At 65.5% G+C, this 25981-nt stretch carries 19 protein-coding genes; 10 read left to right on the forward strand and 9 right to left on the reverse strand.

Features of this window, described 5'->3' with window-relative positions; all coding sequences use genetic code 11:
* Positions 1-25 precede the first annotated feature (25 nt).
* Genes folK through panB form a run of 3 tightly spaced genes read left to right on the forward strand, consistent with a single transcriptional unit; the run spans position 26 to position 2098 of the window.
* Entirely contained in the window at positions 26-568 is a 543-nt protein-coding gene (gene folK, locus OKW28_RS38085) for a 2-amino-4-hydroxy-6-hydroxymethyldihydropteridine diphosphokinase (protein WP_090803125.1), read from the forward strand.
* Positions 565-1245 carry a deoxynucleoside kinase gene (locus OKW28_RS38090; RefSeq protein ID WP_090803123.1) on the forward strand — a complete coding sequence of 227 codons (681 nt, stop codon included), beginning with the start codon at positions 565-567 and terminating at the stop codon, positions 1243-1245. Before folK ends, OKW28_RS38090 begins: the two co-directional genes overlap by 4 nt.
* A 37-nt stretch (positions 1246-1282) precedes the next feature.
* Positions 1283-2098, forward strand: a complete 816-nt coding sequence (gene panB, locus OKW28_RS38095) for a 3-methyl-2-oxobutanoate hydroxymethyltransferase (protein WP_184034424.1) — start codon at positions 1283-1285, stop codon at positions 2096-2098.
* Positions 2099-2146: 48 nt separating this feature from the next.
* Here the strand turns inward: panB and pabB are convergent, their stop codons facing one another.
* The 4 genes from pabB to grpE all read right to left on the reverse strand — a co-directional run bounded on the left by pabB (position 2147) and on the right by grpE (position 8330).
* On the reverse strand, positions 2147-4033 hold the full coding sequence (pabB, locus tag OKW28_RS38100; protein ID WP_429453097.1) for an aminodeoxychorismate synthase component I: 1887 nt from the start codon (positions 4031-4033) through the stop codon (positions 2147-2149).
* Between the two features lie 18 nt (positions 4034-4051).
* The gene (gene dnaJ, locus OKW28_RS38105) at positions 4052-5191 is read right to left on the reverse strand and encodes a molecular chaperone DnaJ (RefSeq protein ID WP_429453099.1); all 1140 of its coding nucleotides are present in this window, start codon (positions 5189-5191) and stop codon (positions 4052-4054) included.
* Positions 5192-5460: 269 nt separating this feature from the next.
* The gene (dnaK, locus tag OKW28_RS38110; protein ID WP_429453101.1) at positions 5461-7410 is read right to left on the reverse strand and encodes a molecular chaperone DnaK; all 1950 of its coding nucleotides are present in this window, start codon (positions 7408-7410) and stop codon (positions 5461-5463) included.
* 332 nt (positions 7411-7742) lie between these two features.
* Complete coding sequence (grpE, locus tag OKW28_RS38115; RefSeq protein WP_429453103.1) at positions 7743-8330, reverse strand: nucleotide exchange factor GrpE; 588 nt, start codon at positions 8328-8330, stop codon at positions 7743-7745.
* Positions 8331-8696: 366 nt separating this feature from the next.
* Here grpE and OKW28_RS38120 point away from each other — a divergent pair, with 366 nt between their 5' ends.
* Entirely contained in the window at positions 8697-8858 is a 162-nt protein-coding gene (locus OKW28_RS38120; RefSeq protein ID WP_184002309.1) for a hypothetical protein, read from the forward strand.
* Here OKW28_RS38120 and OKW28_RS38125 read toward each other — a convergent pair.
* The 3 genes from OKW28_RS38125 to hrcA all read right to left on the reverse strand — a co-directional run bounded on the left by OKW28_RS38125 (position 8830) and on the right by hrcA (position 11517).
* The gene (locus OKW28_RS38125) at positions 8830-9237 is read right to left on the reverse strand and encodes an RNA-binding S4 domain-containing protein (protein WP_018419480.1); all 408 of its coding nucleotides are present in this window, start codon (positions 9235-9237) and stop codon (positions 8830-8832) included. The two genes, OKW28_RS38120 and OKW28_RS38125, sit on opposite strands and share 29 nt — an antisense overlap.
* A gap of 8 nt (positions 9238-9245) precedes the next feature.
* Positions 9246-10316, reverse strand: a complete 1071-nt coding sequence (gene hemH, locus OKW28_RS38130; RefSeq protein ID WP_429453106.1) for a ferrochelatase — start codon at positions 10314-10316, stop codon at positions 9246-9248.
* A gap of 181 nt (positions 10317-10497) precedes the next feature.
* Positions 10498-11517, reverse strand: a complete 1020-nt coding sequence (gene hrcA / locus OKW28_RS38135; protein WP_090803113.1) for a heat-inducible transcriptional repressor HrcA — start codon at positions 11515-11517, stop codon at positions 10498-10500.
* A gap of 210 nt (positions 11518-11727) precedes the next feature.
* On the opposite strand from hrcA, the gene OKW28_RS38140 reads away from it, so the two are divergent.
* Together OKW28_RS38140 and recN are read left to right on the forward strand one after the other, a co-directional pair.
* Positions 11728-12630: an NAD kinase gene (locus OKW28_RS38140; protein ID WP_184055543.1), complete on the forward strand. Its 903-nt coding sequence runs from the start codon at positions 11728-11730 to the stop codon at positions 12628-12630.
* A gap of 66 nt (positions 12631-12696) precedes the next feature.
* Positions 12697-14364, forward strand: coding sequence for a DNA repair protein RecN (gene recN / locus OKW28_RS38145; protein WP_429453108.1), 1668 nt, complete (start codon positions 12697-12699; stop codon positions 14362-14364).
* A gap of 105 nt (positions 14365-14469) precedes the next feature.
* On the opposite strand, the gene glnE is transcribed toward recN, so the two are convergent.
* Positions 14470-17265, reverse strand: a complete 2796-nt coding sequence (glnE, locus tag OKW28_RS38150; protein WP_429453110.1) for a bifunctional [glutamate--ammonia ligase]-adenylyl-L-tyrosine phosphorylase/[glutamate--ammonia-ligase] adenylyltransferase — start codon at positions 17263-17265, stop codon at positions 14470-14472.
* Positions 17266-17529: 264 nt separating this feature from the next.
* Here glnE and OKW28_RS38155 point away from each other — a divergent pair, with 264 nt between their 5' ends.
* The 3 genes from OKW28_RS38155 (at position 17530) to tldD (ending at position 24351) form a co-directional block, all read left to right on the forward strand.
* Positions 17530-21780 (forward strand): YhdP family protein, encoded by a 4251-nt coding sequence (locus OKW28_RS38155; RefSeq protein WP_429453112.1) that lies wholly within the window; start codon positions 17530-17532, stop codon positions 21778-21780.
* 153 nt (positions 21781-21933) lie between these two features.
* Positions 21934-22797 carry a carbon-nitrogen hydrolase family protein gene (locus OKW28_RS38160; RefSeq protein WP_429453114.1) on the forward strand — a complete coding sequence of 288 codons (864 nt, stop codon included), beginning with the start codon at positions 21934-21936 and terminating at the stop codon, positions 22795-22797.
* An 87-nt stretch (positions 22798-22884) separates the two neighbouring features.
* Positions 22885-24351: a metalloprotease TldD gene (gene tldD, locus OKW28_RS38165; RefSeq protein WP_429453115.1), complete on the forward strand. Its 1467-nt coding sequence runs from the start codon at positions 22885-22887 to the stop codon at positions 24349-24351.
* A gap of 106 nt (positions 24352-24457) precedes the next feature.
* Here tldD and OKW28_RS38170 read toward each other — a convergent pair whose 3' ends face one another.
* On the reverse strand, positions 24458-24709 hold the full coding sequence (locus OKW28_RS38170; protein WP_221311849.1) for a hypothetical protein: 252 nt from the start codon (positions 24707-24709) through the stop codon (positions 24458-24460).
* A gap of 58 nt (positions 24710-24767) precedes the next feature.
* Between OKW28_RS38170 and aroG the strand changes: the two genes are divergently transcribed.
* Positions 24768-25841: a 3-deoxy-7-phosphoheptulonate synthase AroG gene (aroG, locus tag OKW28_RS38175; RefSeq protein ID WP_429453116.1), complete on the forward strand. Its 1074-nt coding sequence runs from the start codon at positions 24768-24770 to the stop codon at positions 25839-25841.
* Positions 25842-25981 lie beyond the last annotated feature (140 nt).

The following is a 25981-nucleotide window of genomic DNA, read 5'->3' on the forward strand; positions in this document are numbered from 1 at the left end:
AACGATAGTTGCAGGAAGTTATGCCATGACGGTTGCTTATCTCGGCCTCGGCGCGAATCTCGGGGACGCGCGCCAGACCCTGAAAGACGCGGTGGTGTGCCTCGCACAACAGCACACCATCACCGTGCTCGCCAAATCGAGCCTGTATCGTACTGCCCCGATCGACGCGGGCGGCGACGACTATTTCAACTGCGTCGTGAAGCTGGAAACGACGCTCCCCGTGCGGCATCTGCTCGCGCTGTGCCACAAGATCGAGCATCAGTTCGGCCGTGAGCGGCCGTTCCGCAATGCGCCGCGCACGCTCGATCTCGACATCCTGCTGTATGGCGATCAATCGATCGACGAAGCCGATCTGATCGTGCCGCATCCACGCCTCGTCGAGCGCGCGTTTGCGCTGGTGCCGCTCGTCGAGATCGACGCGGCGATCGTCATTCCGCTGCATGGCCGGGCCGCCGCGCTGCTCGACAGCGTCAGCGATCAGCGCATCGAGAAGGTGAAGTCGCCCTGCCAGTGCCCGATGCTCAATGCGCTGACCGGCAATTCCGCCGAGAAAGGCCGCTGCGAATGAGTTCGCCGCCGCTCACGGTCACCGCGCCGCAACTGCGCCCGCCGTTCGGCTATATCGCGATCGAAGGGCCGATCGGCGTCGGCAAAACCTCACTCGCGCGGCGCCTCGCGCAACGCTGGTCGATGCACGAACTGTTCGAACGCTCGCAAGACAATCCGTTTCTTGAACGCTTCTATCGCGACACCACGCGCTATGCGCTACCGGTGCAGTTGCACTTCGCACTGCAACGCGCGCAGCAGGCGCAGGAAGTCAGCGCCGCGCAGGCGAGCGGCACGCCGCTGATCGCCGACTTCATCACGCAGCGAAACGACATCTTCGCGCGTCTGACCTTGCAGGAAGACGAGTGGCAGTTGTACCGCGCGCTTGCCGTGCGGCTCGACGTCAGCGCGCCGGAGCCGGACTTCGTCGTTTATCTGCAGGCGAGCCCAGAGGTGCTGTTCGCGCGCATCCAGAAGCGCGCGGTGCCGATGGAGCTGCAGATTTCCGATGCCTATCTGCGCGCGCTGTGCGACGCGTACAACGAATTCTTCTACCACTACGACCGCACGCCCGTGCTGACGGTCAACGCCGAACACCTGAATCCGCTCGACTCCGACGCGGACCTTGCGCTGCTCGCCGAACGCATCGAGACGATGCGCGGCCGCAAGGAATTCTTTGTCAAAGCCACGTCGCTGTGAGCGGCGCGGCTAGTTCATTTTTTTCACTGGATTGACCATGACTTATTTGCAGGAAGCGAGCCGGAGCGCGATCACCGTGCCGAAACTGCAGGCAATGCGCGACGCTGGCGAAAAGATCGCCATGCTCACCTGTTACGACGCGAGCTTCGCCGCGCTGCTCGATCGCGCGGGCGTCGACGTGCTGCTGATCGGCGACTCGCTCGGCAACGTCCTGCAAGGCCAGGCGACCACGCTGCCGGTGTCGCTTGCCGACATCGCGTATCACACGGCGAGCGTCGCGCGCGCGCGGCCGTCGGCGCTGATCGTCGCGGACCTGCCGTTCGGCACCTACGGCACGCGCGAAGACGCATTCAGGAGCTCGGTCGAACTGATGCGCGCGGGCGCGCAGATGGTCAAGCTCGAAGGCGGCGAATGGCTCGCCGACACGGTGCGGTTTCTGGTCGAGCGCTCGATTCCGGTGTGCGCGCATGTGGGTCTCACGCCGCAGTCGGTGCATGCGTTCGGCGGCTTCAAGGTGCAGGCCAAGACCGAAGCGGGCGCGAGCCAGCTGCTGCGCGATTCGCTCGCCGTGCAGGAAGCCGGCGCGCAATTGATCGTGATGGAAGCGATCCCGTCGCAACTCGCGGGCGAGGTCACGCAGCAGTTGCGCATTCCGACGATTGGTATCGGCGCGGGCCTCGGCTGCTCGGGTCAGGTGCTGGTGCTGCACGACATGCTCGGGATTTTTCCTGGCAAGCGACCGCGCTTCGTGAAGGATTTCATGCAGGGACAGCCGAATATTCAGGCGGCCGTCGAGGCGTATGTGCGGGCGGTAAAGGACGGCACGTTTCCCGGCGCCGAGCACACGTTCTGATGTTTCATTGCCGCGCGAGCGCGCGGCATTCCCGTATTTTTCAGTGCTCTAACCAACAAGCCGTGCCGGCACCGCGCCGCGCAACGCGTTGCACACGAGCAGCGCTTCGGCGTTCAGCACATCCGCCCGCGTCAGCACTTTTTCACCTGCCCGCAAGCCCGACGCGTCGTCGAGCAACACGCTTCGCATTACACCTGGCAGCACGCCTGACGCGAGCGGCGGCGTCCACCATTGTCCCGCGAGCTTCACGAACACGTTCGACCTGCCGCCTTCGGTCAGTTCGCCCCGTTCGTTGAAAAACAGCGTATCGAAGGCGCCCTTCGCTTCGGCTTCGCGCCAGCCGCGGTCGTAGTCTGCTCGGCGCGTGGTCTTGTGGCGCAGCAGCGGATCGGCGGCGTGGGTCGGCGCGAACTGCGCTTCGGGGCCGAGCAGAACACCAACGATCGCATCCGCCAACGGCGCAAGTATCGCGGCCGAGATCTGGGTCACCCCGCTCTTGCTCAAAGCAAGCCGCATCCGATGCGGCATCTGCGCCGGGAGCGTGGCGCACCGCGCTGAAATCTCCTCACGAATGCGCGCTTCGTCGAACCCGAAGCCAAGCGTCGCGGCGCTCGACGACAAGCGCCGCAGATGCCGCTCGACGTGCCGCACGCCGTCTTCCCGCGTCGCGTACATCGTTTCGAACAGTTCGAAACCCGGCTCGGCGCCCATCAGAAAACGTGCTTTCAATCGACACTCCTCGTGCTCGTCGGCGGCCACGCTGTCGAGCACGATGCCCGCGCCGATGCCCATGCTGCCGCGCAGACCGTTCGTGCCACCGTCTGACGCCGACGACGCAGTCAACGTCAACGTGCGAATCGCGACCGACATGCAAAAGTCGCCGCAATCGTGATCATCGCCCGGCGCATCGAGCCAGCCGATCGCGCCGGTATAGAGCCCGCGCGGCGTGCTTTCCAGTTCGTCGATCAACTGCATCGTGCGATGCTTCGGCGCACCGGTAATCGAGCCGCAGGGAAACAGCGCGCGCAAGATCGTCGCGAACGAGGTGCCATCGAGCAACGTCGCCTCGACAGTCGACGTCATCTGCCACACCGACGCATACGGCTCGACCGAAAACAACGCCGGCACGCTGACCGAGCCGATCCGCGCGACTCGCGACAGATCGTTGCGCAACAGATCGACGATCATGACGTTCTCGGCGCGGTTCTTCAGATCGGTCGCGAGGAACTCGGCGTTACCCCGGTCGACGGCGGGATCTTGCGAGCGCGGCGCCGTGCCCTTCATCGGCCGCGCGCGCAACGTCGGGCCGTGCTTTTCGACGAATAGTTCGGGCGAACACGACAGCACCCACGCATCGTCCGGCAACGCGATCAGCGCGCCGAACGACACGGGCTGGCGCGCGCGCAACCGCCGATAGAACGCGAGCGGCGAGCCGAACACGTCGAAGCCGAGGCGGTACGTGTAGTTGACCTGATAGGAATCGCCCGCGCACAGGGCGGCGTGAATCGCGTCGATCGCCGCGTCGAACTCGGCGCGATCGACGCTCTCGCGCACGTTCGCGGTGCCCGCGACCGACGGCTCGAGAGCGCCGTTGTCCCGCGCCGTCAGCCACGCGTCGACCTCGTCGCGCGAAAGCTTCGCACAACGCTCGAACAATAAAAAACGCAGCGTGGCATTGCCACGCTGCGTTTCAGAAGACCGGCGCGCATCGAAACCCATCAGCGCGCGGCCAAATTCATAATCGGCGAGCACGACGGCGTGCAAACCGCTCCGGGTATCCGCCGCGACGCTGTCGCACACGGCTTCGAGCTGCGCCGCCTCCGTGCAGACCCGCTCGCGCACGAAACCCGTGTACAAGCGGCTCGACGGAAGCGCCGCCGTTGCACCGCAATCGTCGAGCAGCGCGAACGCCGCGCCGCGACTGTCCACCGTCATACTGACCGCCGAATCAAATCAATCGAAAAAGCTCTTTACGCGATCGAACCAGCTCTTGCTTTGCGGACTATGCCGCGAACCGCCTTCCACGAGCGCCTTTTCGAACTGCTTGAGCAGATCGCGCTGCGCTTCGGTGAGCTTGACCGGCGTTTCAACCTGCACGTGTACGTACAGATCGCCGGCGATGCTCGAACGCAGCCCCTTGATGCCCTTGCCGCGCAAACGGAACGTTTTGCCGGACTGCGTGCCTTCCGGCACCGTGAAGCTGGCGCGACCGGCGAGCGTCGGCACCTCGATATCGCCGCCGAGCGCCGCGGTAGTGAACGGGATCGGCATCTGGCAATGCAGATCGTCGCCGTCACGCTCGAACACCGAGTGCTGCTTGATATGAATCTCGACGTACAGATCGCCCGACGGACCGCCGTTGATGCCCGGCTCGCCGTTGCCGGCCGAGCGGATGCGCATGCCGTCGTCGATACCGGCCGGGATCTTCACTTCGAGCGTCTTGGTTTCCTTCACCTTGCCCGCGCCGTGGCAGTGATTACACGGCTCAGGGATGTAGGTGCCGGTGCCGTGGCACTTCGGGCAAGTCTGCTGGATGCTGAAGAAGCCCTGCGACATGCGCACCGAACCCGAGCCGCTACAGGTCGGGCAGGTTTCCGGCTTGGTGCCCGGCTTCGCGCCCGAGCCATGGCAGACTTCGCACGAAACCCAGCTCGGCACGCGAATCTGCGTGTCGTAGCCGTGTGCGGCCTGCTCGAGCGTGATTTCCATGCTGTAGCGCAGATCGGCGCCGCGATACACCTGCGGGCCCGCGCGGCCGCCTGCGCGGGCGCCGCCGCCGGCCGCCTGGCCGAAAATGTCGCCGAAGATGTCGCCGAATGCATCGGCAAAGCCGCCGAAACCTTGCGCGCCGGCCCCACCCATGTTCGGATCGACGCCCGCGTGACCGTACTGATCGTACGCGGCGCGCTTTTGCGAATCCGACAGCATTTCATAGGCTTCCTTTACCTCCTTGAAATGCTCTTCCGCATCCTTGTGGCCCGGATTGCGGTCGGGGTGGTGCTTCATCGCGAGCTTGCGATAAGCCTTCTTGATTTCGTCGTCGCTCGCGTTCTTTGCGACGCCCAGAACCTCGTAGTAATCCCGTTTCGCCATATCGGTTCAACGCCGCCGCGCAAAGCGACGCGGTAGCTCCTTGTGAATGCTGTGGAGTCTCACGACTCGTCCGGCCGCTGTCTGCGCCGCGCCAGGGCACGGTTCAAAACAACGCCCTCCATAAAACGAACGTGCCCGGAGAGCCCCAAAAAGGCTCGCCAGGCGCGAAAACCGCTCTTGCACTTTGGGCGCCCCGGGGGCGCCGTTCTCGTGCAGCCGGGCCGCGCACATTGCTGTGCACGGCTTTACGGTCGGATGCCGACCTGGCTTTAGTCTTTCTTCACTTCCTTGAAGTCAGCGTCGACCACATCGTCGGCCTGCTGGCTCGCACCCGCCGATGCACCGGCACCGCCCGCCGCGCCCGCCGCCGCTTCGGCACCTTGCGCAGCCTGCATGTCGGCGTACATCTTCTCGCCCATCTTCTGCGACGCCGTGGCCACCGCTTCGATCTTCGCTTCGATCGCGGCCTTGTCGCTCGAGTTGCTCTTCAGCGTGTCTTCGAGGTCCTTCAACGCGGCTTCGATCTTGTCCTTCTCGCCAGCTTCGAGCTTGTCGCCGTACTCGGTCAGCGCCTTCTTCGTGCTGTGGACGAGCGCATCACCCTGGTTGCGGGCGTCGGCCAGCTCACGCAGCTTGTGATCTTCTTCCGCGTTCGCTTCGGCGTCCTTCACCATCTTCTCGATTTCGGCTTCGGACAGACCCGAGTTCGCCTTGATCGTGATGCGGTTCTCCTTGCCGGTCGCCTTGTCCTTCGCGCCGACGTGCAGAATGCCGTTCGCGTCGATGTCGAAGCTCACTTCGATCTGCGGCACGCCGCGCGGTGCCGGCGGAATGCCTTCGAGGTTGAACTCGCCGAGCAGCTTGTTGCCCGCTGCCATTTCGCGTTCGCCCTGGAACACCTTGATCGTCACGGCGCCTTGATTGTCGTCAGCCGTCGAGTAGACCTGCGCGTGCTTGGTCGGGATCGTGGTGTTCTTGTTGATCATCTTCGTCATCACGCCGCCGAGCGTTTCGATGCCGAGCGACAGCGGGGTCACGTCGAGCAGCAGCACGTCCTTGCGGTCGCCCGAAAGAACCTGGCCCTGGATCGCGGCACCAACGGCCACGGCTTCGTCCGGGTTCACGTCACGGCGCGGATCCTTGCCGAAGAATTCCTTCACCTTTTCCTGCACCTTCGGCATACGGGTCATACCGCCGACCAGGATCACGTCGTCGATTTCGCCGACCTTCACGCCTGCGTCCTTGATCGCGACGCGGCACGGCTCGATCGTGCGTTCGATCAGCTCTTCAACCAGCGCTTCGAGCTTGGCGCGCGTGATCTTCAGGTTCAGGTGCTTCGGACCCGATGCGTCGGCCGTGATGTACGGCAGGTTGATTTCGGTCTGCTGGCTCGACGACAGCTCGATCTTCGCCTTTTCAGCCGATTCCTTCAGGCGCTGCAGCGCGAGCACGTCTTTCGACAGATCGACGCCCTGCTCCTTCTTGAACTCGCCGATGATGTAGTCGATGATGCGCTGGTCGAAGTCCTCGCCGCCGAGGAACGTGTCGCCGTTCGTGGACAGCACTTCGAACTGCATTTCACCGTCAACGTCCGCGATTTCGATGATCGAGATGTCGAACGTGCCGCCGCCGAGGTCGAACACGGCGATCTTGCGGTCACCCTTTTCAGCCTTGTCCAGGCCGAATGCCAATGCGGCTGCGGTCGGTTCGTTGATGATCCGCTTGACTTCCAGACCGGCGATGCGGCCGGCGTCCTTGGTTGCCTGACGCTGGCTGTCGTTGAAGTACGCCGGCACCGTGATCACGGCTTCCGTGACGGTCTCGCCGAGGTAGTCCTCAGCGGTCTTCTTCATCTTGCGCAGCACTTCGGCGGAGATTTGCGGCGGCGCGAGCTTCTGGTCGCGCACTTCGATCCATGCGTCACCGTTGTCGGCCTTGATGATCTTGTAGGGCATCAGGCCGATGTCCTTCTGCACTTCCTTCTCTTCGAAGCGGCGGCCGATCAGGCGCTTGACCGCGAACAGCGTGTTCTTCGGGTTCGTGACCGACTGACGCTTGGCCGGCGCGCCGACCAGGATCTCGCTGTCATCCATGTAAGCGATGATCGACGGCGTGGTGCGCGCGCCTTCCGAGTTCTCGATGACCTTGACCGAGTTGCCTTCCATGATCGCCACGCACGAGTTGGTCGTGCCGAGGTCGATACCGATGATTTTGCCCATTTTTACAAATCTCCTGACTTTGATCGCTGCGGAAAGCGCCCGGTTGGCCCATCTGGCGGCGGGACGATCCGCTCTCAACTCATACCTGCACTCAAAATAAGTGCGGCCGCATCGTTTTCAAGACCTCTTTTGCGATGCGGTCTTTAATTTTTTTCAATCACGGGGCGAGGCGCCTGAATCTTCGCTGCGAGCCCGCTCCGTCAGTCTGCGCGGCGCCCCCGGCGTGGTTCGCCGGAAGTGCCTGAATCGATGGGATCTTTGCGGCACGTAGCGATGCGAAGCGACGCAGCAGACGCCACCGGTGCAAACTCCCGGAGCGAGTGTCGACGTGATTACTTCGGCGCCGCGACGGTCACGAGCGCGGGACGCAGCACGCGATCCGCGATCACAAAGCCCTTTTGCAGCACCGCGACGACGGTGTTCGGCTCCTGGTCGGCCGGCACCATCGAAATGGCCTGATGGCGATGCGGATCGAACTTTTCGCCGACCGGATTGATCGCCACGACGCGCCCCTTCTCGAGCGCGCCGCTCAACTGCCGCAGCGTGAGCTCGACGCCTTCGCGGACCTTCTGCAAGTCGTCGGACGAATGGGCGATGGCCGCTTCGAGACTGTCGACCACCGGCAGCAGATGCTCGGCGAAGCTCTCGATCGCAAACTTGTGCGCCTTGGCGACGTCTTCCTGAGCGCGACGGCGCACATTTTCGGTTTCGGCCTTCGCGCGCAGGAAGCTTTCCTGCAACTCGGCGATCTTCGCCTGAGCGTCGGCCAGCGCCTGCTCGGCGGCACTCTGGGCCGGTTCCGCGGGGGCGCCGGTGTCCGGCTGTTGAACAGCGGCCTCGCCCGCCTCGGCGGCCTGGCGCGCGGCTTCGTCGGCGGGCGTGGGATTCTGGCTCGTCGGGTTCTCTTGCGTGTTTTCCATGTCGCTGAAAGTCGTTAAAAAGTAAAAGCCAAAGGCGGTGCAAGCCATTCCGACACAGTACGATTCATGCTTTGCAAAATCGCGACACGCGTCTTCGCGCCGATCCGCCAGACCGCACCCCAGATGGGGCCTGAAAAAGCCGTTTCAAGCGGCTCCGAGAATTTTTTCGCACCACCGACGTGCAGGCGAAATGCGCCGTAACAAGCCTCAACGTGGCGCAATCAGATAGAGATTGAGTGCAGCCCGCAACTGACCTATTCTCCAGTCATGGAGCGGCAACGCCACGTTAACCCTAATCTGACGTAAGCGTTACCGACACCTGACAGTCGTTCCGATAGCCTGTTTCAGCCCATCAAGGGGAGTACCGTGAAACTGACCTTTGCAATCGGGGTGGTCGCACTGGTACTGATCGCGGGCACCACGACCATCTGCATGTCCGGTGCGGTCAACGACCACACCACTGAGTACGGCGGCGCACACGCCACCGTGGAGCAGTTTTTCAATCCCCACCTGAAAATCTGTCGATAGTGCGCCGGTCGCGTTTGGTCGGTCGGCCGTGCAGCGCGGCGGCCGGCTCGTGGTACACCTTGCGCCGCTCCTGCTCGACCTGCCGCTTCGCCTTGCTCTGCGCGGTTTCCACATAGAGCGTCTGCGCGACGCTCGCGGGACCGCGTACGTCGCATACGCCCAGCACCTCCACCTGCCACACGTAGCGCTCGATCTCGATTTCGACCAGATCGCCGACACGCACGTCCTTCGCCGGCTTCACAGCCACGCCGCCGATACGCACCCGCCCCTTGTCGACCGCCTCCGCGGCCAGCGAACGCGTCTTGAAGAAGCGCGCGGCCCACAGCCATTTATCGATGCGCAGTTTCGCGCCCGGTTCGGTTGAAATGCGGTAGTTCATCTGCGTATTCAAGCTCCTGTCGTGTGCGGCACCGGCACCGCCTGCACGGGCCAGCCCTGCAGATGCTGCGCAACGATTTCGCCAAGCGCGGCAACCCACGGCTGCGACGCGTTCAGACAGGCGATCCGGTGAAACTCCTTGCCACCCGCCTGCAGAAATTCGCGGCGCACTTCCATGCCGATTTCCTCGATCGTTTCGAGGCAGTCGGCGGTGAAACCCGGGCAAAACACGTCAGCACGCCGCACGCCTGCCGCGCCGAGTTCCTTCAACGTCGGCGCCGTATAGGGCTGCAGCCATTCGGCCTTGCCGAAGCGCGACTGGAACGTGATGCGGCATTCGACCGACGTCAAATCGAGCGCCTGCATCAGCAGCGCGCCGGTCTGCTGGCATTGCTCGTGGTACGGGTCACCGAGGTCGAGCGTGCGCTTGGGCACGCCGTGGAAACTGAGCACGAGCTTGTCGCCCGCCGCGAAATCGGGGCGGCCGTGCAGATGCCAGTAGTGGTGCACCTGTGCGGCGAGCGCCGCGATGTACGCCGGGTGATCGGCGTACTGGCGCACGGTGCGGACTTCCGGCTGGTTGCGCATGCGCTCGAGCGCGGAAAAGGCTTCGTCGAACGCGGTCGCGGTGGTCGACGCCGAATACTGCGGATACATCGGCATCAGCAACACGCGCTCGGCGCCCGCGAGCTTCAGCTGGTTCAGCATTGCCGGAATGCCGGGCGTGCCGTAGCGCATCGCGTAGTCGACCAGCACCGTGTAGTCGTTCAGTTGCAGCAGATGGCGCAGGCCCTCGACCTGCTTTTCGGTGTGGACGCGCAGCGGTGAGCCCTCGGGCATCCACACCGCCGCATACTTCTTCGCAGAGCTGCGGCCGCGAAACGGCAGAATCAGCAGACGCAGAATCAGCTGCCACAGCAGCGCCGGAATTTCGACCACGCGAGGATCGGACAGGAACTGCGCGAGGTAGCGGCGCACCGCGCGCGGCGTCGGCGCGTCGGGCGTGCCGAGATTGATCAGCAACACGGCGACGCGATGCGACGTGGCGTTCTGTGAAGGCCGCTCGAGGTCGAAGCGCATAGGTAGCAGAAATCACCGCATCATGCGGCGAGTCGATTCAATGGAGATTCATTATAGCGGCGCAGGTTCTGCCCGGCGCCGCCAGAGACCCCTGGCCATTCGGACGATTGGCAGACGCCGGTTGTTCGCGCATCATGGTCGCCACGGACTGCGATGACGCCAGTTCCGCGGAGCCCGAGGACTACTGCTGGCTGAGCGTCATGGACAACAGCCGAGCGGTTATGTCCACGATCGGAATCACGCGGTTGTAGGCCATGCGGGTCGGTCCGATCACCCCGAGCGTGCCGACGATCTTGCCGTTCACCTCGTACGGCGCGGTGACGACGCTCATTTCCTCGATCGGTACCAGATTCGATTCGCCGCCAATGAATATTTGCACGCCCGCCGCGTGACTCGACACGTCGAGCAACTGAAGGAGGCTGGTCTTCTGGTCGAACACATCGAACAGTTTGCGCAGGCGCGCCATGTCCGACGAAAGATCGGCGACTTCGAGCAGATTGCGCTCGCCCGAGATCAACACGGTCTCGCCGGTGTCGGATTCGTCGGTGCTCGCGGTGACGGCCGCGTGCATCAGCGAGGTCATGTCGCCACGCAGCTCGTCGATTTCCTCCCGCAGGCGGCGGCGCACCTCGTCGAACGAGAGGCCCGCGAAGTGCGCATTGATGTAATTGGAGGCTTCCACCAGCTGCGAAGGCGAAAAGTCGCGCTGGGTGGCGAGGATGCGGTTTTGCACGTCGCCTTCGGGCGTCACGATGATCAGCAGAATGCGCTGGTCGGACAGGCGCATGAATTCGATCTGCTTGAACACGTGGCTGCGACGCGGCGTGAGCACGACGCCGGCGAACTGCGACAGATTTGACAGCACGCTCGCCGCTGCGGCGACGATCTTCTGCGGCTCGCCCACCTGCAGCGTGGTCTTGACGGTGCGCGTCACCGCCTCCTCGTCGGCGGCGGATTCGACGGTCAGCATCGTGTCGACGAACAGGCGGTAGCCGCGTGGCGTCGGAATGCGCCCTGCCGACGTATGCGGACTGATCACGAGCCCCAGATCCTCGAGGTCCGACATCACGTTGCGGATCGTGGCCGGACTCAGTTCGAGGCCCGAATAACGTGACAGCGTGCGCGAGCCGACCGGCTGACCTTCGGCGATGTAGCGCTCAATCAGCGTTTTGAGGAGGGTTTGTGCGCGAGGATCTAGCATGAAGAAAAATTTTAGCTCAATGGCATCGCAGCCGGGAGCGCCCGCGGCGCCCGCTCCCGGCGAATGCGCCGCCGTCGGCGGGCTCGCATGTCATCGGGTCTTCACCATTCTAACGATAATCGCGACATACGCAGACGCCCTGCGTGCGCCGCCCCACAACCGGGTTGGTCTGCGGTTCTTTTCAGGCCCTACCTATGGTGTAATGCCGGCATGCAAGTGACCAGCCAGTTCAAGACCGTCGCGCTCGTCGGGCGCAGCAATACGCCAGGCATCGGCGAGCCGCTGACCGCGCTCGCCGCGTGCATCGCGAAGCTCGGCCTCGAAGTCGTGTTCGAAGCCGACACCGCCGCCGAAATCGGCGTGACCGACTATCCGGCGCTGCGTCTCGCCGAGATCGGCGCGCGCGCCGACGTCGCCGTGGTGCTCGGCGGCGACGGCACGATGCTCGGCATCGGCCGCCAGCTCGCGCCGTATCGCACGCCCTTGATCGGCATCAACCACGGGCGGCTCGGCTTCATCACGGACATTCCGATCTCCGACATGCGCGAGATCGTGCCGCAGATGCTGTCCGGCAATTTCGAGCGCGAGGAGCGCGTGCTGCTCGAAGCGCGCATCGTGCGCGACGGCACGCCGATCTACCACGCGCTCGCGTTCAACGACGTGGTGGTCAACCGCAGCGGCTTCTCGGGCATGGCGGAGTTGCGCGTGTCGGTCGACGGCCGCTTCATGTACAACCAGCGCTCGGACGGCCTGATCGTCGCGACGCCGACCGGCTCGACCGCGTACGCGCTGTCTTCGCAGGGGCCGATCCTGCATCCGCAACTACAGGGCATCGTGCTCGTGCCGATCGCGCCGCACGCGCTGTCGAACCGGCCGATCGTGCTGCCGGACGAATCGAAGGTCAGCATCCAGATCGTTTCCGGGCGCGAGGTGAACGTCAATTTCGACATGCAGTCGTTCACGTCGCTGGAGCTCGGCGACACGATCGAGGTGCGCCGTTCGCGCCACACGGTGCCGATGCTGCATCCGGTCGGCTACAGCTACTACGCGACGCTACGCAAGAAGCTGCACTGGCACGAGTACCCGTCGCACGAAGAAGACCCGAGGCCGTAAGCGGCACTTTGATTTCGCACGCCGCCGCGGCCGCCACCCGAATCCCAAGCTCACCCGACGACCTCCATGCTTCGCCACCTCTCGATACGCGACTTCGTCATCGTCGCCGCGCTCGACCTCGAATTCGACAGCGGCTTTACCGTTTTCTCGGGCGAAACCGGCGCCGGCAAATCGATCCTGATCGACGCGCTCGCGCTGGCACTAGGCGCGCGCGCCGAGGCGAGCGTCGTGCGCACCGGCGAGAGCCGCGCCGACATCACCGCGGAGTTCGAGACGCACGCACAGGTCGATCAATGGCTCGACACGCAGGCGCTCGGCGCGGCCGACGACAGCCAGCACGGCGGCACCGTGATGCTGCGGCGGGTGGTCGACGCGAACGGCCGCTCGCGCGCGTTCATCAACGGTACGGCGGCCACGCTCGCGCAGCTGCGCGAGGTCGGCGAGATGCTCGTCGATATTCACGGCCAGCACGCGCACCAGTTGCTGATGCGCCCGGACGCGCAGCGCGAGCTGTTCGACACGCACGCGGGCCTGTCCGACCTGGCCGCCGCCGTCACGCGCGCGTGGCGCACGTGGCGCGACAAGGCGCAGGTCGTCGAGCACGCGCAAACGCGCGATCGCGAGCTGCAACTCGAACGCGAGCGACTCGCGTGGCAACTCACCGAACTCGACAAGCTCGCGCCACAGCCGGGCGAATGGGAAGAAGTCAACACCGAGCATCGGCGGCTGTCGCATTCCGCGAATCTGATCGACGGCGTGCAGGGAGCGCTCGGCGCGCTGTCCGAATCGGACGACGCGATGATCACGCATCTCGGCTCGATCGTGTCGAAGGTGCGCGACCTCGCGGAGATCGACCCCGCGCTGAACGACGTGCTCGCCGCGCTCGAACCGGCCGAAATCCAGTTGCAGGAAGCCGCGTATTCGCTGAGCCACTACGCGCAGAAGCTCGAGCTCGATCCGGAGCGGCTCGCGCAGGTCGAAAAGCGCCTCGACACGCTGCACTCGGCTGCGCGCAAGTTCCGCCTGCAGCCTGAGACGCTGCCGGAAGAACACGCAGAGCGGCGCAAGCAATTGGCCGCGCTCGACGCCGCCGCCGACCTCGACGGCCTGCGCGCCGCCGAAGCGCAAGCGAAGGAAGTGTTCGTCGCCGAGGCGAAAAAGCTGTCGAAGGCACGCGCGAAAGCAGGCAAGGCGCTCGGCCAGGCGGTCACGACCGGCATGCAGGAACTGTCGATGAAAGGCGGCAGCTTCGAGGTCGCGCTGGTGCCGCTGCCCGAAGGCGGCGCGCACGGGCTCGAGCAGATCGAGTTCCGCGTCGCCGGTCATGCCGGCGTGCCGCTGCGGCCGCTCGCGAAGGTCGCGTCGGGCGGCGAACTCGCGCGTATCAGTCTCGCGCTCGCAGTGATCGCGAGCACGGCCAGCCCGACACCGACGCTGATCTTCGACGAAGTGGATACGGGCATCGGCGGCGGCGTGGCCGAAGTGGTCGGACGGCTATTGCATCAGCTCGGCGAGGCGCGCCAGGTGCTGTGCGTGACCCATCTGCCGCAGGTCGCCGCGCGCGGCGATCATCATTTCCAGGTCGCAAAGATGAGCAACGGCACCGGCGGCACGCTCAGCAGCGTGAGCTCGCTCGACAAGGCGAGCCGCATCGAGGAAGTCGCACGCATGCTCGGTGGCCTCGAAATCACGGCGACCACGCGCAAGCACGCGAAGGAAATGCTGGCCGCCTGAAATTGCGCCGCGCATAGGCGGCCGCACACGGCTGAGTCGGCTTGGCCGGGACGTCACACCGATCCCGGCCGCGCATGATGCGCTACGCGAAGTGCGTGAGCGCCCTTACCCAAACACCCTCTTCCACAACGCCAGCACCGCCTCGCGCTCGGCTGCGACCAGCGCCGGATCGACCCGCGCCTTCTCCATCCCATCGAGCCGCAGCGTGTGCTGCAGCTTGCGATAGCGCCGATAGGCGGCGCCGACCGTCTCCGCTTCCGCTTCGCTCATCAGCCCGAAACGCGACACCTCACGCAGCAGCGCGATATTGCCGGTATTGCGGATCAGCTCGGGATCGCGCGCCGCATGCAGCAGCACCCAGTACTGCACGGTGAACTCGATATCGACCATGCCGCCGCGGTCGTGCTTCAGGTCGAACAGCGCCGGCGTATGGTTCGGGTGTCCCGCCTCGACACGCGCGCGCATCTCGACGATCTCTTTCGCGAGCGGCGCCGCTTCGCGCGGCGTCGTCAGCACCTGTTCGCGGATCGCCTCGAACTTCGCGCCGATCTCCGGATCGCCCGCGCAGTAGCGCGCACGCGTCAGCGCCTGATGCTCCCACACCCACGCGGTATTCGCCGCGTCGCCCTCGCGCAGCTGGTAGCGGCGGAACGCATCGAGGTCGGTGACGAGCAGGCCCGACTCGCCGTTGGGTCGCAGCCGCAGGTCGATGTCGAACAATGTGCCGGCGCCGGTCGCGGTGGTCAGCCATGTGATCAGACGCCGTGTGTAGGTTGCGTAGACGTCGGCGGCGGCATCGCCGGGATCGTCGTACAGGAAGATCAGGTCGAGGTCCGACGCGTAGCCGAGCTCCTTGCCGCCGAGCTTGCCGTAGGCGATCACCGCGAAGCGCGGCACGTCGCGATGACGTTTGGCCAACTGCTTCCACACGGCTTCGATCGTCACGTCGAGCACTGCGTCGGCGAGCTCGGACAGCCGGTCGCTGACGTGCTCGACGGACAGCTTGCCGGCAAGATCGATCAGCAGAATGCGGAACACCTCGGCCTGATGCGCGTGACGCAGCAGATCCATCTGCTGCTCGACGCCATCGGCGGCGGCGAGCCGCAAACGCAACGTACGCTTGAATTCAGCCCAGTCGAACGGACTGTTGATCGCCTCGGCGTCGAGCAGCTCGTCGAGCAGCTGCGGATGGCGGATCAGATAGCCGGCCGCCCAGCGCGAGCCGCCCAGCACCGACAGCACCTGGTGCAGCGCCTGCGGATACTCGGTCAGAAGCGCCAGATACGCGCCGCGCCGGCTCACCGCTTCGAGCAGATCGAACAGGCGCGCGACCGTATCGCCGCGCCGCCCGGCAGGCTCCAGCGTGCGCGCGGCTTCGAGCGCGCGCTGCGCGACGATGTCGAAACGCTGCCGGCTGCGCTCGTTCAGGCCCGTGTAGCGCGACGAGCGCCACACCGCCTGCAGCCGGGCGAGCAGCTCACCGGGCTCGGCCACCCCCAGTTCGACGAGGCGCGCGCGCAGTGCGTCGTCGGCGCTATCGTCGGCGAGCGCGCTGCTCCATACCCACGCGGCCGCGCCGTCCTCGGGCGCGCCGCAACCGTCGCGGCCGCCCACCTTGTCGGCGAAAATCTGGTCGAACTGCCGTTCGACGAACTCGCGATGCGCGTCGAGCTTCGTCATCAATTGCGGGTAGTCGTCGCAGCCCATCGCGCGCGCGAGCGCCATGCGGTCTTCGGCATCGACGGGCATCGCGTGGGTCTGCGCGTCGTTGCGATATTGCAAACGATGCTCGAGCTCCCGCAGAAAGCGATACGCCTGCGACAGCTTCACGCACACCGACGGGTCCATCAACCCATGCGTGGCCGCGTGGCGCAGCACGGCGAGCGTCGGCCGCACGCGAAAGCCGGCGTCCTGGCCGCCGCGGATCAGTTGGAACACCTGCGCGCTGAATTCGATTTCACGGATGCCGCCACGGCCGAGCTTGATGTCGTCGGCCTTGTCGGGGCGCATCGACGCGCGGCGCTGCGCCTCCTGGCGGATCTGCAGATGCAGCGCGCGAATCGCGCTGATCACGCCGAAATCCAGATAGCGTCGATAGACGAACGGCGTGACGATCGCCCCGAGCTGCTTCTGCAGCCGCTGCGCCGAGGCGCTCGCGCCCTCGGACACGAGCCGGCCCTTGATCCACGCGTAGCGCTCCCACTCGCGGCCCTGCACGTAGAAATACTCTTCGAGCATGCCGAGGCTGCATACGAGCGGCCCCGAATCGCCGTTCGGCCGCAGACGCATATCGACGCGAAACACGTAGCCGTCGGCGGTGACTTCGGCGAGCGCGCCGATCAGCCGCTTGCCGAGCCGCGTGAAGAACTCCTGGGTCGCGAGCGGCGAGCGCTGGCCGCCGGCGGTCTCGCCGTCGTCCTCATAGACGAAGATCAGGTCGATATCCGACGACACGTTCAGCTCGCGCCCGCCGAGCTTGCCCATACCGACCACGCCGAGCGTGAGCCGTTCGCCCTGCTGGTCGCGCGGCTCGCCATACAGCGCTTCGAGCTCGGCGCTCAGCACCGTCAGCGCGCGCTGGATCGTGGTTTCCGCGAGATCGGTCATCGCGCCGGTGACTTCGGCGATATCGGCCTCGCCGGCCAGGTCGCGCTCCATCACCGCGCAGAATACTTCGGTGCGCAGCTGGCGCAGCGCGCGCTTCAGCGCATCTTCGTTGACCGGCGCACCGGCTGGGGCCGCCGCCTCGGCGCACAGTTCGTCGAGACGCGCGTCGATGCGCTCGCGCGTCAGCGGTTCGTCGGCCAGCGCGCCGACATGCGCGACCAGTTGCGGGCGGGCCGCGGCGGCGCGCGCGGCATAGTGCGAATAGCTGGAACTCAGGAGGGTGGCGTCAGTCATCAAAAATCTGGCTCGCTCGTTGCTTGATCGAATTTGTCCGGCGGTATCCTGACGGTGTCCGGGTGTCGTTCCGGGGTCGTTGTCGTGTCGTTCCGTCGTCCCATCGGCATGCGGCGACAAGCGTGCCGGACCCCGTGCCGGATGGTCTCGCCAATCGCCGTCACGGGCCGTCGGACAGGGTTTGCAGGAGGTCCGCCGACGCTTTCCCGTGTGTTACATTTCGTCGTTAACACGCAAAACTACCATACGCCCAGCCGCCGCAGCATGTCCGAGCGAAACGAATCCGCCGACCCGCAAGCCCCACCGCAGGTCCGGCATGTGAGCGGAAGCGACCACATCGTGCTGCGTCGGACGTTGCGCGTGCTCACCGCGCTCGCGCTCGTCCTCTATTTCATCGCGGGCGGACTGTTTCTGGGTTTGCGCTACTTGGTGCTGCCGCGCGCCGACATGTTCCGGCCGCGCATCGAAGCCGCGGTCTCCGACAAGCTGCGCACCCAATTCACGATCGGCCGGCTCGCGCCGCACTGGAGCGGCTTCCAGCCAGGGCTCGATGTCACGAATCTCGTCATCCGCGATCACGACGGCCAACCCGCGCTGACGATTCCGCACGCCACCGCGTCGGTGTCCTGGCGCTCGCTGTGGGAGTTTCATCTGGCGCTGTCGAGCCTGATCGTCGATGAGCCGGACGTGCTGGTGTCGCGCAGCGAGGACGGCGTGCTGTCGGTCGCGGGCGTGCCGGTGCCGACGCGCCACAGCGGCAACGACGCGCTGTCCACCTGGTTGTTGCGTCAGCAGGCGATCGTCGTGCGCGGCGGCGTGCTGCGCTGGCGCGACGCGACGCGCAACGAACCCGAACTGGCGCTGCGCGACATCCGCATCGCGATCCTCAATGACGGCCGCGACCACCGCATGGCGCTGCAGGCGCCACCCGACGGCCAGGTGCTGAAAGGCCCGCTCGACTTCCGCACACACTTCCGCCACGCGCCGCTCTCGGCGCTCGGCAAGCCGATCAACTGGAGCGGGCAGGTGTACATGTCGACGGGCCCGGTCGATCTGCCGACGCTCGCGCGCTACATCCAGTTCCCGATCGAGACGTTCGCCGGCCGCATCGACAATGCAATCTGGATCGACTTCAGCGAAGGCCGCATGACCGAGGCGACCGGCCAGTTGAGCGGTTACGACGTCGCGATGCGCGTGCGCCCGACCCAGCCAAGGCTGCTCGTGCCGATCACCCACTTTCTGTGGCGCGTCGAGGCAAACGAAGGCGAGTACCGGCTGCAGCTGTCGGACCTGCGTGCCGAGCTCGGCCAGCCGCCGCTCGAAGACGGCACGCCGCTCACGCGCATCCTGCGCTTCCGGACCCTCGACAGCCGCTACCGGATGGCGTCGCAGCAGCATGGGCAGCTTTTGAGCATCAGCGGCGATCGCGTCGATCTCGGCATCCTCGCCGAATTCAGCCGCGCGCTGCCGCTGCCGCGGCACTTTCTCAATGAACTCGTGCGCATCAATCCGCGCGGGCTCGTCGCGAACTACGTGATCGAGGTCGAGCGCGGCAAGCCGGAATCCGGAGAAGTGGGCAGCGACCGTCGGCCGACGGGTGCTGAACCGATCGAGCGTTATCGCTTCAAGGGCGATTTGCAGGGCATCAGCTTTGCCGCCCAGGAGCCGGGGCCGGGCCTGACGCCGCGCGGCCACCCGCGCGCCGGCGTTCCCGGCATCGAAAACCTGTGGGGCAACGTCGACGCCGATGAAAAAGGCGGCCACGCGAACCTCGATACGACCAACGTGGCGATCACGCTGCCGGGCGTGTTCGACGATCCGCGTCTCACGCTTGCGCGTCTGCACGGCCGCGCCGACTGGACGATGGGCACGAAGGCACCGGGCGACACGCGTCCCGCGTTCGCGGTCAAGCTCAACGATTTCAGCGTATCGAACCCTGACGTCGAGGCGAGCGCGACTGCGAGCTACAGCAATCCCGGCCACGGCCGCGGCTCGCTCGACCTGAAAGCCGACTTCCAGCGCGCGCAGGTGACGCGCATCGCCCGCTATCTGCCGACCGCGGTCAGCGAAAAGCTGCGCATTTACCTCGGCCACGGCTTGCAGGCTGGCGTGTCGCATGGCGGCACGATCGAAGTGCACGGCGACCTGACCAGGTTCCCCTACGCGCGCGACCCCGACGCCGGCATCTTCCGCATCGTCGCGCCGTTCACCGGCGGCAAGTTCGATCCGACGCCGTTCCCGCCGCGCAACATGCGCAACGGCACGCCAAACGTTTGGCCGCCGCTCGACGGCATCGACGGCGTGTTCGAGCTCAAGCAGAACGTGCTGCGCTTCGACATCGACCGCGGCCGTTACAAGCGCGTCGCGCTGACCGGCGTGAACGGCCGCATCGACGACCTCGGCACCAAAGGCTCGAACCTCACCATAGAGGGCAACGGCCGCGGCCCGCTCGCCGATATGCTCGACTACGTGAACGGCAGCTCGCTCGGCATCATGGCGCGGCACCAGACCGAAAAGATTCGCGCGGAAGGGCCCGCGTCGCTCGCGCTGAAGCTGACGATCCCGCGTACGCCGAAGCCGCATATCGGCGTGGAAGGTGCGCTCGGCTTCCAGAACAATCGCCTGAGCGTGAGCAATGCGCCGTCGCTGTCGCAGCTGAACGGCCGGGTGCGCTTCACCGAACGCACGGCCGAGGTCGAGCGGCTCTCAGGCCAGTTTCTCGGTGGCGACGTGCATGCGAACGGCGGCTTGCGGCAAGACGGCACGTACGCGCTCGGGCTCAACGGCCACATCGCCGTCGATGCCGCGCGCGAACTGCATCTGCATGGCCCGGCCGCACAGGTGCTCACGCATATGAGCGGCAGCGCGCCTTATGCATTGCGCGTCACCGGCGCGAAGGGCCGCCTGCCGGAGGTCAGCGCCAACTCTGATCTGAGCGGCCTCGGGCTCGATTTTCCAGCGCCATTCAAAAAGACGGCCGGCACGCCGATGCCGCTGCACTTCTCGGTCAATCCGTCGACGGTGCCGGGCGAAGCCGGCCTCGAACGCGCCGATCTGACGTTGGGGCCGGTCGCCGCCGCGTATCTGCTGCGCTATCGGCCGAACGCGCAGCCGCGTACGTCACCGACCGTCGTGCGCGGCGCGATCGGCGTGAACCGGCCGGTCGACCTGTCGTCCGAGGGCGTGGTCGCCGCGGTGGACATCAAGGAGTTCGATGCCGACGCCTGGCGCGCGCTCGCCGCGCAGCTGCGCGCGGGCGTGAGCGCGGGCGGGGCGAATGGCGTGAACGGCGGTGCGAACGGCGGCAATACCGCCAGCAGCGCGGCCACACCCGCGGCCCCGCCGAATCCCATGCTCACGCAGTTCCTGCCGAACCGCTTCGCGCTGCACATCGACATGCTTACGCTGCTCAAGCGTCACTGGGACAACGTGATCGTCGGCGCGTCGCACACGGACCGCACGTGGCAGGCGAACGTCGCGTCAAATCAGGTGTCAGGCCACGTGTCGTGGCTGCCGGGAGCGACCCGCGAATCGCCGGGCGAACTGCAGGCGCGCTTCGCGCGCGTCGTGATTCCGTCGGTCGCGGACAAGGACCTGCTCGGTCCGGCGATGTCGGCGCCCGCGCTGAACATGCCGTCGATCGATCTGGTCGTCGACGAGCTGATCGTGCACGATCGCAACGTCGGCCGGCTCGAGGTCGACGCGCACAACTTCAAAGAAAACGGCGTGCCGGTCTGGCAGCTCGACAAGCTCGACGTGACGAACCCCACCGCGACGCTGACCGCGACCGCGAACTGGCGCACCTCGACCGAACTGCCCACCTCGGCCGACGAAGCCATGCCGCGCCGCACCGTGTTCGATTTCAAGCTCGACATCAAGGATGCCGGCGCGATGCTCGAGCGCTTCGGTCTGCCGAGGACGCTCAGGGGCGGCACCGGCTCGATTCAGGGCAAGGCCGTGTGGCAGGGCGGCCCGACCACGATCGACTATTCGACGCTGAACGGCAACCTCGCGCTGGATCTGCGCCACGGTCAGATCCTGAAGGTCGATCCGGGCGTCGCGACGCTGCTCGGCGTGCTGAGCCTGCAAAGCCTCGCGCGCATCGCCACACTCGATTTCCGCGATGTGATCGGCGAGGGCCTGCCGTTCTCGAGCGTGACGGGTACCGCGCAGATTCATGACGGCATCGCCCGCACCGACAACTTCAGGATGGTGACCGCGCCGGCCCGCGCCGAGATGGTGGGCTCGGTCGACATCGCGCAGAAGAGCCAGGACCTGCACCTGCACGTAGTGCCGACCGTCAGCGCCGGCTCCGCGGTGATCGCCGCGACGGTCATCAATCCGCTGATCGGCCTCGGCGCGCTGATCGCCGATATCGCGTTCACGCATGGGGTGTCGCACGTATTCGCGCGCGACTACGCGATCACCGGCTCGTGGTCGAAACCGCACGTCGAGCGGGTGACGGGCGAACGGGGTAAGATTGACGCTCCGGCTTCGACCGTGGAAGCGCACTGAGCTCCGGTTTCCCTGGCGCCGCCGTCTCGAACCACGCGGCCGCTCGTGCCGCTCTATCGACTCAATGCGCCAACGGGGCCGAGCCAGCCCAGAACCATGCATGCGGCGCCCGCGCTTCACACCGCCGCCCGCCGGGAGTCTTTCGACACGCTCATGAGCGAAACACACCTCACTTCATCCGCATCCGCCGCAACGTCCAGCGGCCTTGTAGCCAGCCCCTTCCGGGTCGCCGCGCTGCAGATGGTCAGCTCGCCGGATCGCGATCGCAATCTCGCCGACGCAGAGCGCCTGATCGCCGAAGCCGCCGCCGACGGCGCGCAACTCGTGCTGCTTCCCGAGTATTTCTGTTTCATGGGCTTCAAGGACACCGACAAGCTCGCCGTGCGCGAGCCACATCAGGACGGCCCGATCCAACGCTTTCTCGCCGACGCCGCGCGCCGTCACCAGATCTGGGTGATCGGCGGCACCCTGCCGCTGAACGCACCGGAGCCGTCGCGCGTACTGAACACGACGCTGGTGTTCGACCCGAACGGCAACGAGGCCGCGCGCTACGACAAGATCCACCTGTTCAACTTCGAAAAGGGCGAAGAATCGTTCGACGAAGCGCGCACGATTCGACCCGGCACCTCGGTGCAAAGCTTCGAGGCGCCATTCGGCCGGGTCGGCCTGTCGGTCTGCTACGATCTGCGCTTTCCCGAACTGTACCGGCGCATGGGCGACTGCGCGCTGATCGTGGTGCCGTCCGCGTTTACCTACACGACCGGCCGCGCGCATTGGGAACTGCTGCTGCGCACTCGCGCGATCGAAAACCAGTGCTACGTGCTCGCCGCGGCGCAAGGCGGCAAACATGAAAACGGCCGCCGCACCTGGGGCCACAGCATGCTGATCGACCCGTGGGGCGAGATCGTCGCGGTGCGCGACGAGGGCGCCGGCGTGGTCGCGGGCAACCTCGAACGCGCGCGCATCGACGAAGTGCGGCAGAGCCTGCCGGCATGGCGTCATCGCGTGCTGACCTGAAACCGACATTGAAACTGCGGCGCCTGCCACGCATATAGCGACGCAGGCGCTCCCCGACCCCTTCGTATCGAGCAGAACATACTTCGCATGAACATCATCGAACCCGGTATCCGTAATCTCGCCGCCGCCAAGGACATCCTCCTCACGCCCTATGGTCTCGACGAATCGCTGCTCACGCGCACGCTCGCCGAGATCTTCACGCACCGCGTCGACTACGCGGACCTGTACTTCCAGACCACCCGCAGCGAAGCGTGGAGTCTCGAGGAAGGCATCGTGAAGTCGGGCAGCTTCAGCATCGATCAGGGTGTCGGCGTGCGCGCCGTGTCGGGCGACCGCACCGCGTTCGCCTACTCGGACGACCTGTCGCCCGAAGCGATCCGCCAGGCGGCCACCGCCACGCGCGCGATCGCCAAGGCAGGCGGCGGCAAGCAGAAGATCAAGGTGGCGTCGTCGCTGACCGGCATCGCTGGGCGCGATCTGTACCTGCCGTCCGACCCGCTGCATTCGCTCGACGCCACCGCCAAGGTCAAGCTGCTCGAGCGCATCGAGCAGATGGCGCGCGGCCGCGACCCGCGCATCCAGCAGGTGATGGCGGGCCTCGCCGGCGAATACGACGTGGTGCTGGTCGCGCGCAGCGACGGCGGCTTCGCGGCCGACATCCGGCCCCTCGTGCGTGTGTCGGTGACGGTGATCGCCGAGCAGAACGGCCGCCGCGAAATCGGCAGCGGCGGCGGCGGCGGCCGTTTCGACTACGGCTATTTCACCGATGAAGTGCTGTCGCGCTATGTCGACGATGCGGTGCACGCCGCTCTCGTCAATCTCGACGCGCGTCCGGCACCGGCCGGCGCGATGACCGTCGTGCTCGGGCCGGGCTGGCCCGGCGTGCTGCTGCACGAGGCGATCGGCCACGGGCTCGAGGGCGACTTCAACCGCAAAGGGTCGTCGGCATTCGCGGGACGCATCGGCGAGCAGGTCGCCGCGAAGGGCGTCACCGTGGTCGACGACGGCACGCTGCCGAATCGTCGCGGCTCGCTCAATATCGACGACGAAGGTAATCCGACCCAGTGCACGACGCTGATCGAGGACGGCATCCTGAAGGGCTACATCCAGGACACGCTGAACGCGCGTCTGATGAAGATGCCGGTCACCGGCAACGCTCGACGCGAATCGTACGCGGCGCTGCCGATGCCGCGCATGACCAACACGTACATGCTGAACGGCGACAAGGACCCGCAAGAAATCCTCGCGTCCGTGAAGAACGGCCTGTATGCGGTGAACTTCGGCGGCGGTCAGGTCGACATCACGAACGGCAAATTCGTGTTCTCGGCCTCCGAGGCGTACATGATCGAGAACGGCAAGATCACGTATCCGGTCAAGGGCGCGACGCTGATCGGCAGCGGACCGGAATCGCTGAAGTACGTCACGATGATCGGCAACGACATGAAGCTCGATTCGGGCGTGGGCGTGTGCGGCAAGGAAGGCCAGAGCGTGCCGGTGGGCGTCGGTCAACCGACGCTGCGCATCGAGCGGATGACGGTCGGCGGCACGGCCTGATTTCGTCACGGATGCACGCTTCGCGCACGCAAGGCGCAAAGTGTGCGGATTTTTCGCATTTTTCGACGCTCCAGCTTGTCAACCGAGCCTGTACCGGGTTATAAAGTCACTCACCCTTTTTGACCAGCGACGCATTCACTTCGCCATGTCCGCCAAGTTTTATTTTTACTTTTTTTGGTATCTCAGACCGCTGGCGGATCGAGAGGGGTGTTAGTGCACGCAGGACACCGAGAATTCCCGAAAAACCGCCAGCCAGCCTGGCGGTTTTTTTTCGTCTCACGCTTTTCGATACCTGACTGACATTTTGTCGTTGACCATTTTTTGATCGTCGTCCGCTCTGGCCTCGCTGTTTGATCACTGACTGATCGCCCCCGTTGCCCGCGCGAACACGCTACGAACCGATTCAGGAGAACAACATGCCCCCGCACAATACCGATGATGTCCGCATTCGCGAATTGAAGGAACTCACGCCGCCCGCTCACCTGATCCGCGAATTTGCCTGCGACGAGACGGTTTCCAACGTGATCTACGACTCGCGCACCGCGATGCATCGCATTCTGCACGGCATGGACGATCGTCTGATCGTCGTGATCGGCCCGTGCTCGATTCACGATCCGAAGGCCGCGATCGAATACGCGGGGCGTCTGATCGAGCAGCGCAAGCGCTTTGCCGGCGAACTCGAAGTCGTGATGCGCGTGTACTTCGAAAAGCCGCGTACGACGGTGGGCTGGAAGGGTCTCATCAACGACCCGCATATGGACAACAGCTTCAAGATCAACGAAGGTCTGCGCACCGCGCGCGAGCTGCTTCTGCGGATCAACGAACTCGGCCTGCCGGCCGGCACCGAGTACCTCGACATGATCAGCCCGCAGTACATCGCGGATCTGATCTCCTGGGGTGCCATCGGCGCGCGCACGACCGAATCGCAGGTGCACCGGGAGCTGGCTTCGGGACTGTCTTGCCCGGTCGGCTTCAAGAACGGCACGGACGGCAACGTGAAGATCGCCGTCGACGCGATCAAGGCCGCCTCGCAGCCGCACCATTTCCTGTCGGTCACGAAGGGCGGCCACTCGGCGATCGTATCGACCGCGGGCAACGAGGACTGCCACGTGATTCTGCGCGGCGGCAAAACGCCGAACTACGACGCCGACAGCGTCAACGCGGCCTGCGCGGACATCGGCAAGGCGGGCCTCGCCGCGCGTCTGATGATCGATGCGAGCCACGCGAACAGTTCGAAGAAGCACGAAAACCAGATTCCGGTGTGCGCGGACATCGGCCGTCAGATCGCCGCGGGTGACGAGCGGATCGTCGGCGTGATGGTGGAGTCGCACCTCGTCGCGGGTCGCCAGGATCTGCAGGAAGGCTGCGAGCTCACGTACGGGCAGAGCATTACCGATGCGTGTATCGGCTGGGACGAAAGCGTCGCGGTGCTCGAAGGCCTTGCCGAAGCGGTCAGGCAGCGCCGCGTCGCGCGCGGCAGCGGCAACTGAACGCCTGCCCCGCCACCACGGCGGGGGCTTGTCAGCCGTCCGTAGAAAAAACCTCGGTTCAATTTCGAACCGGGGTTTTTTATTGGCCATTCGGACGAATGGTACTCAGCCTGCCGCCTCGATATCGTCATAGCTCGTTG

The sequence above is a fragment of the Paraburkholderia sp. 40 genome, assembly GCF_050434105.1.
GTDB classification, from domain to species: Bacteria; Pseudomonadota; Gammaproteobacteria; order Burkholderiales; family Burkholderiaceae; genus Paraburkholderia; species Paraburkholderia tuberum.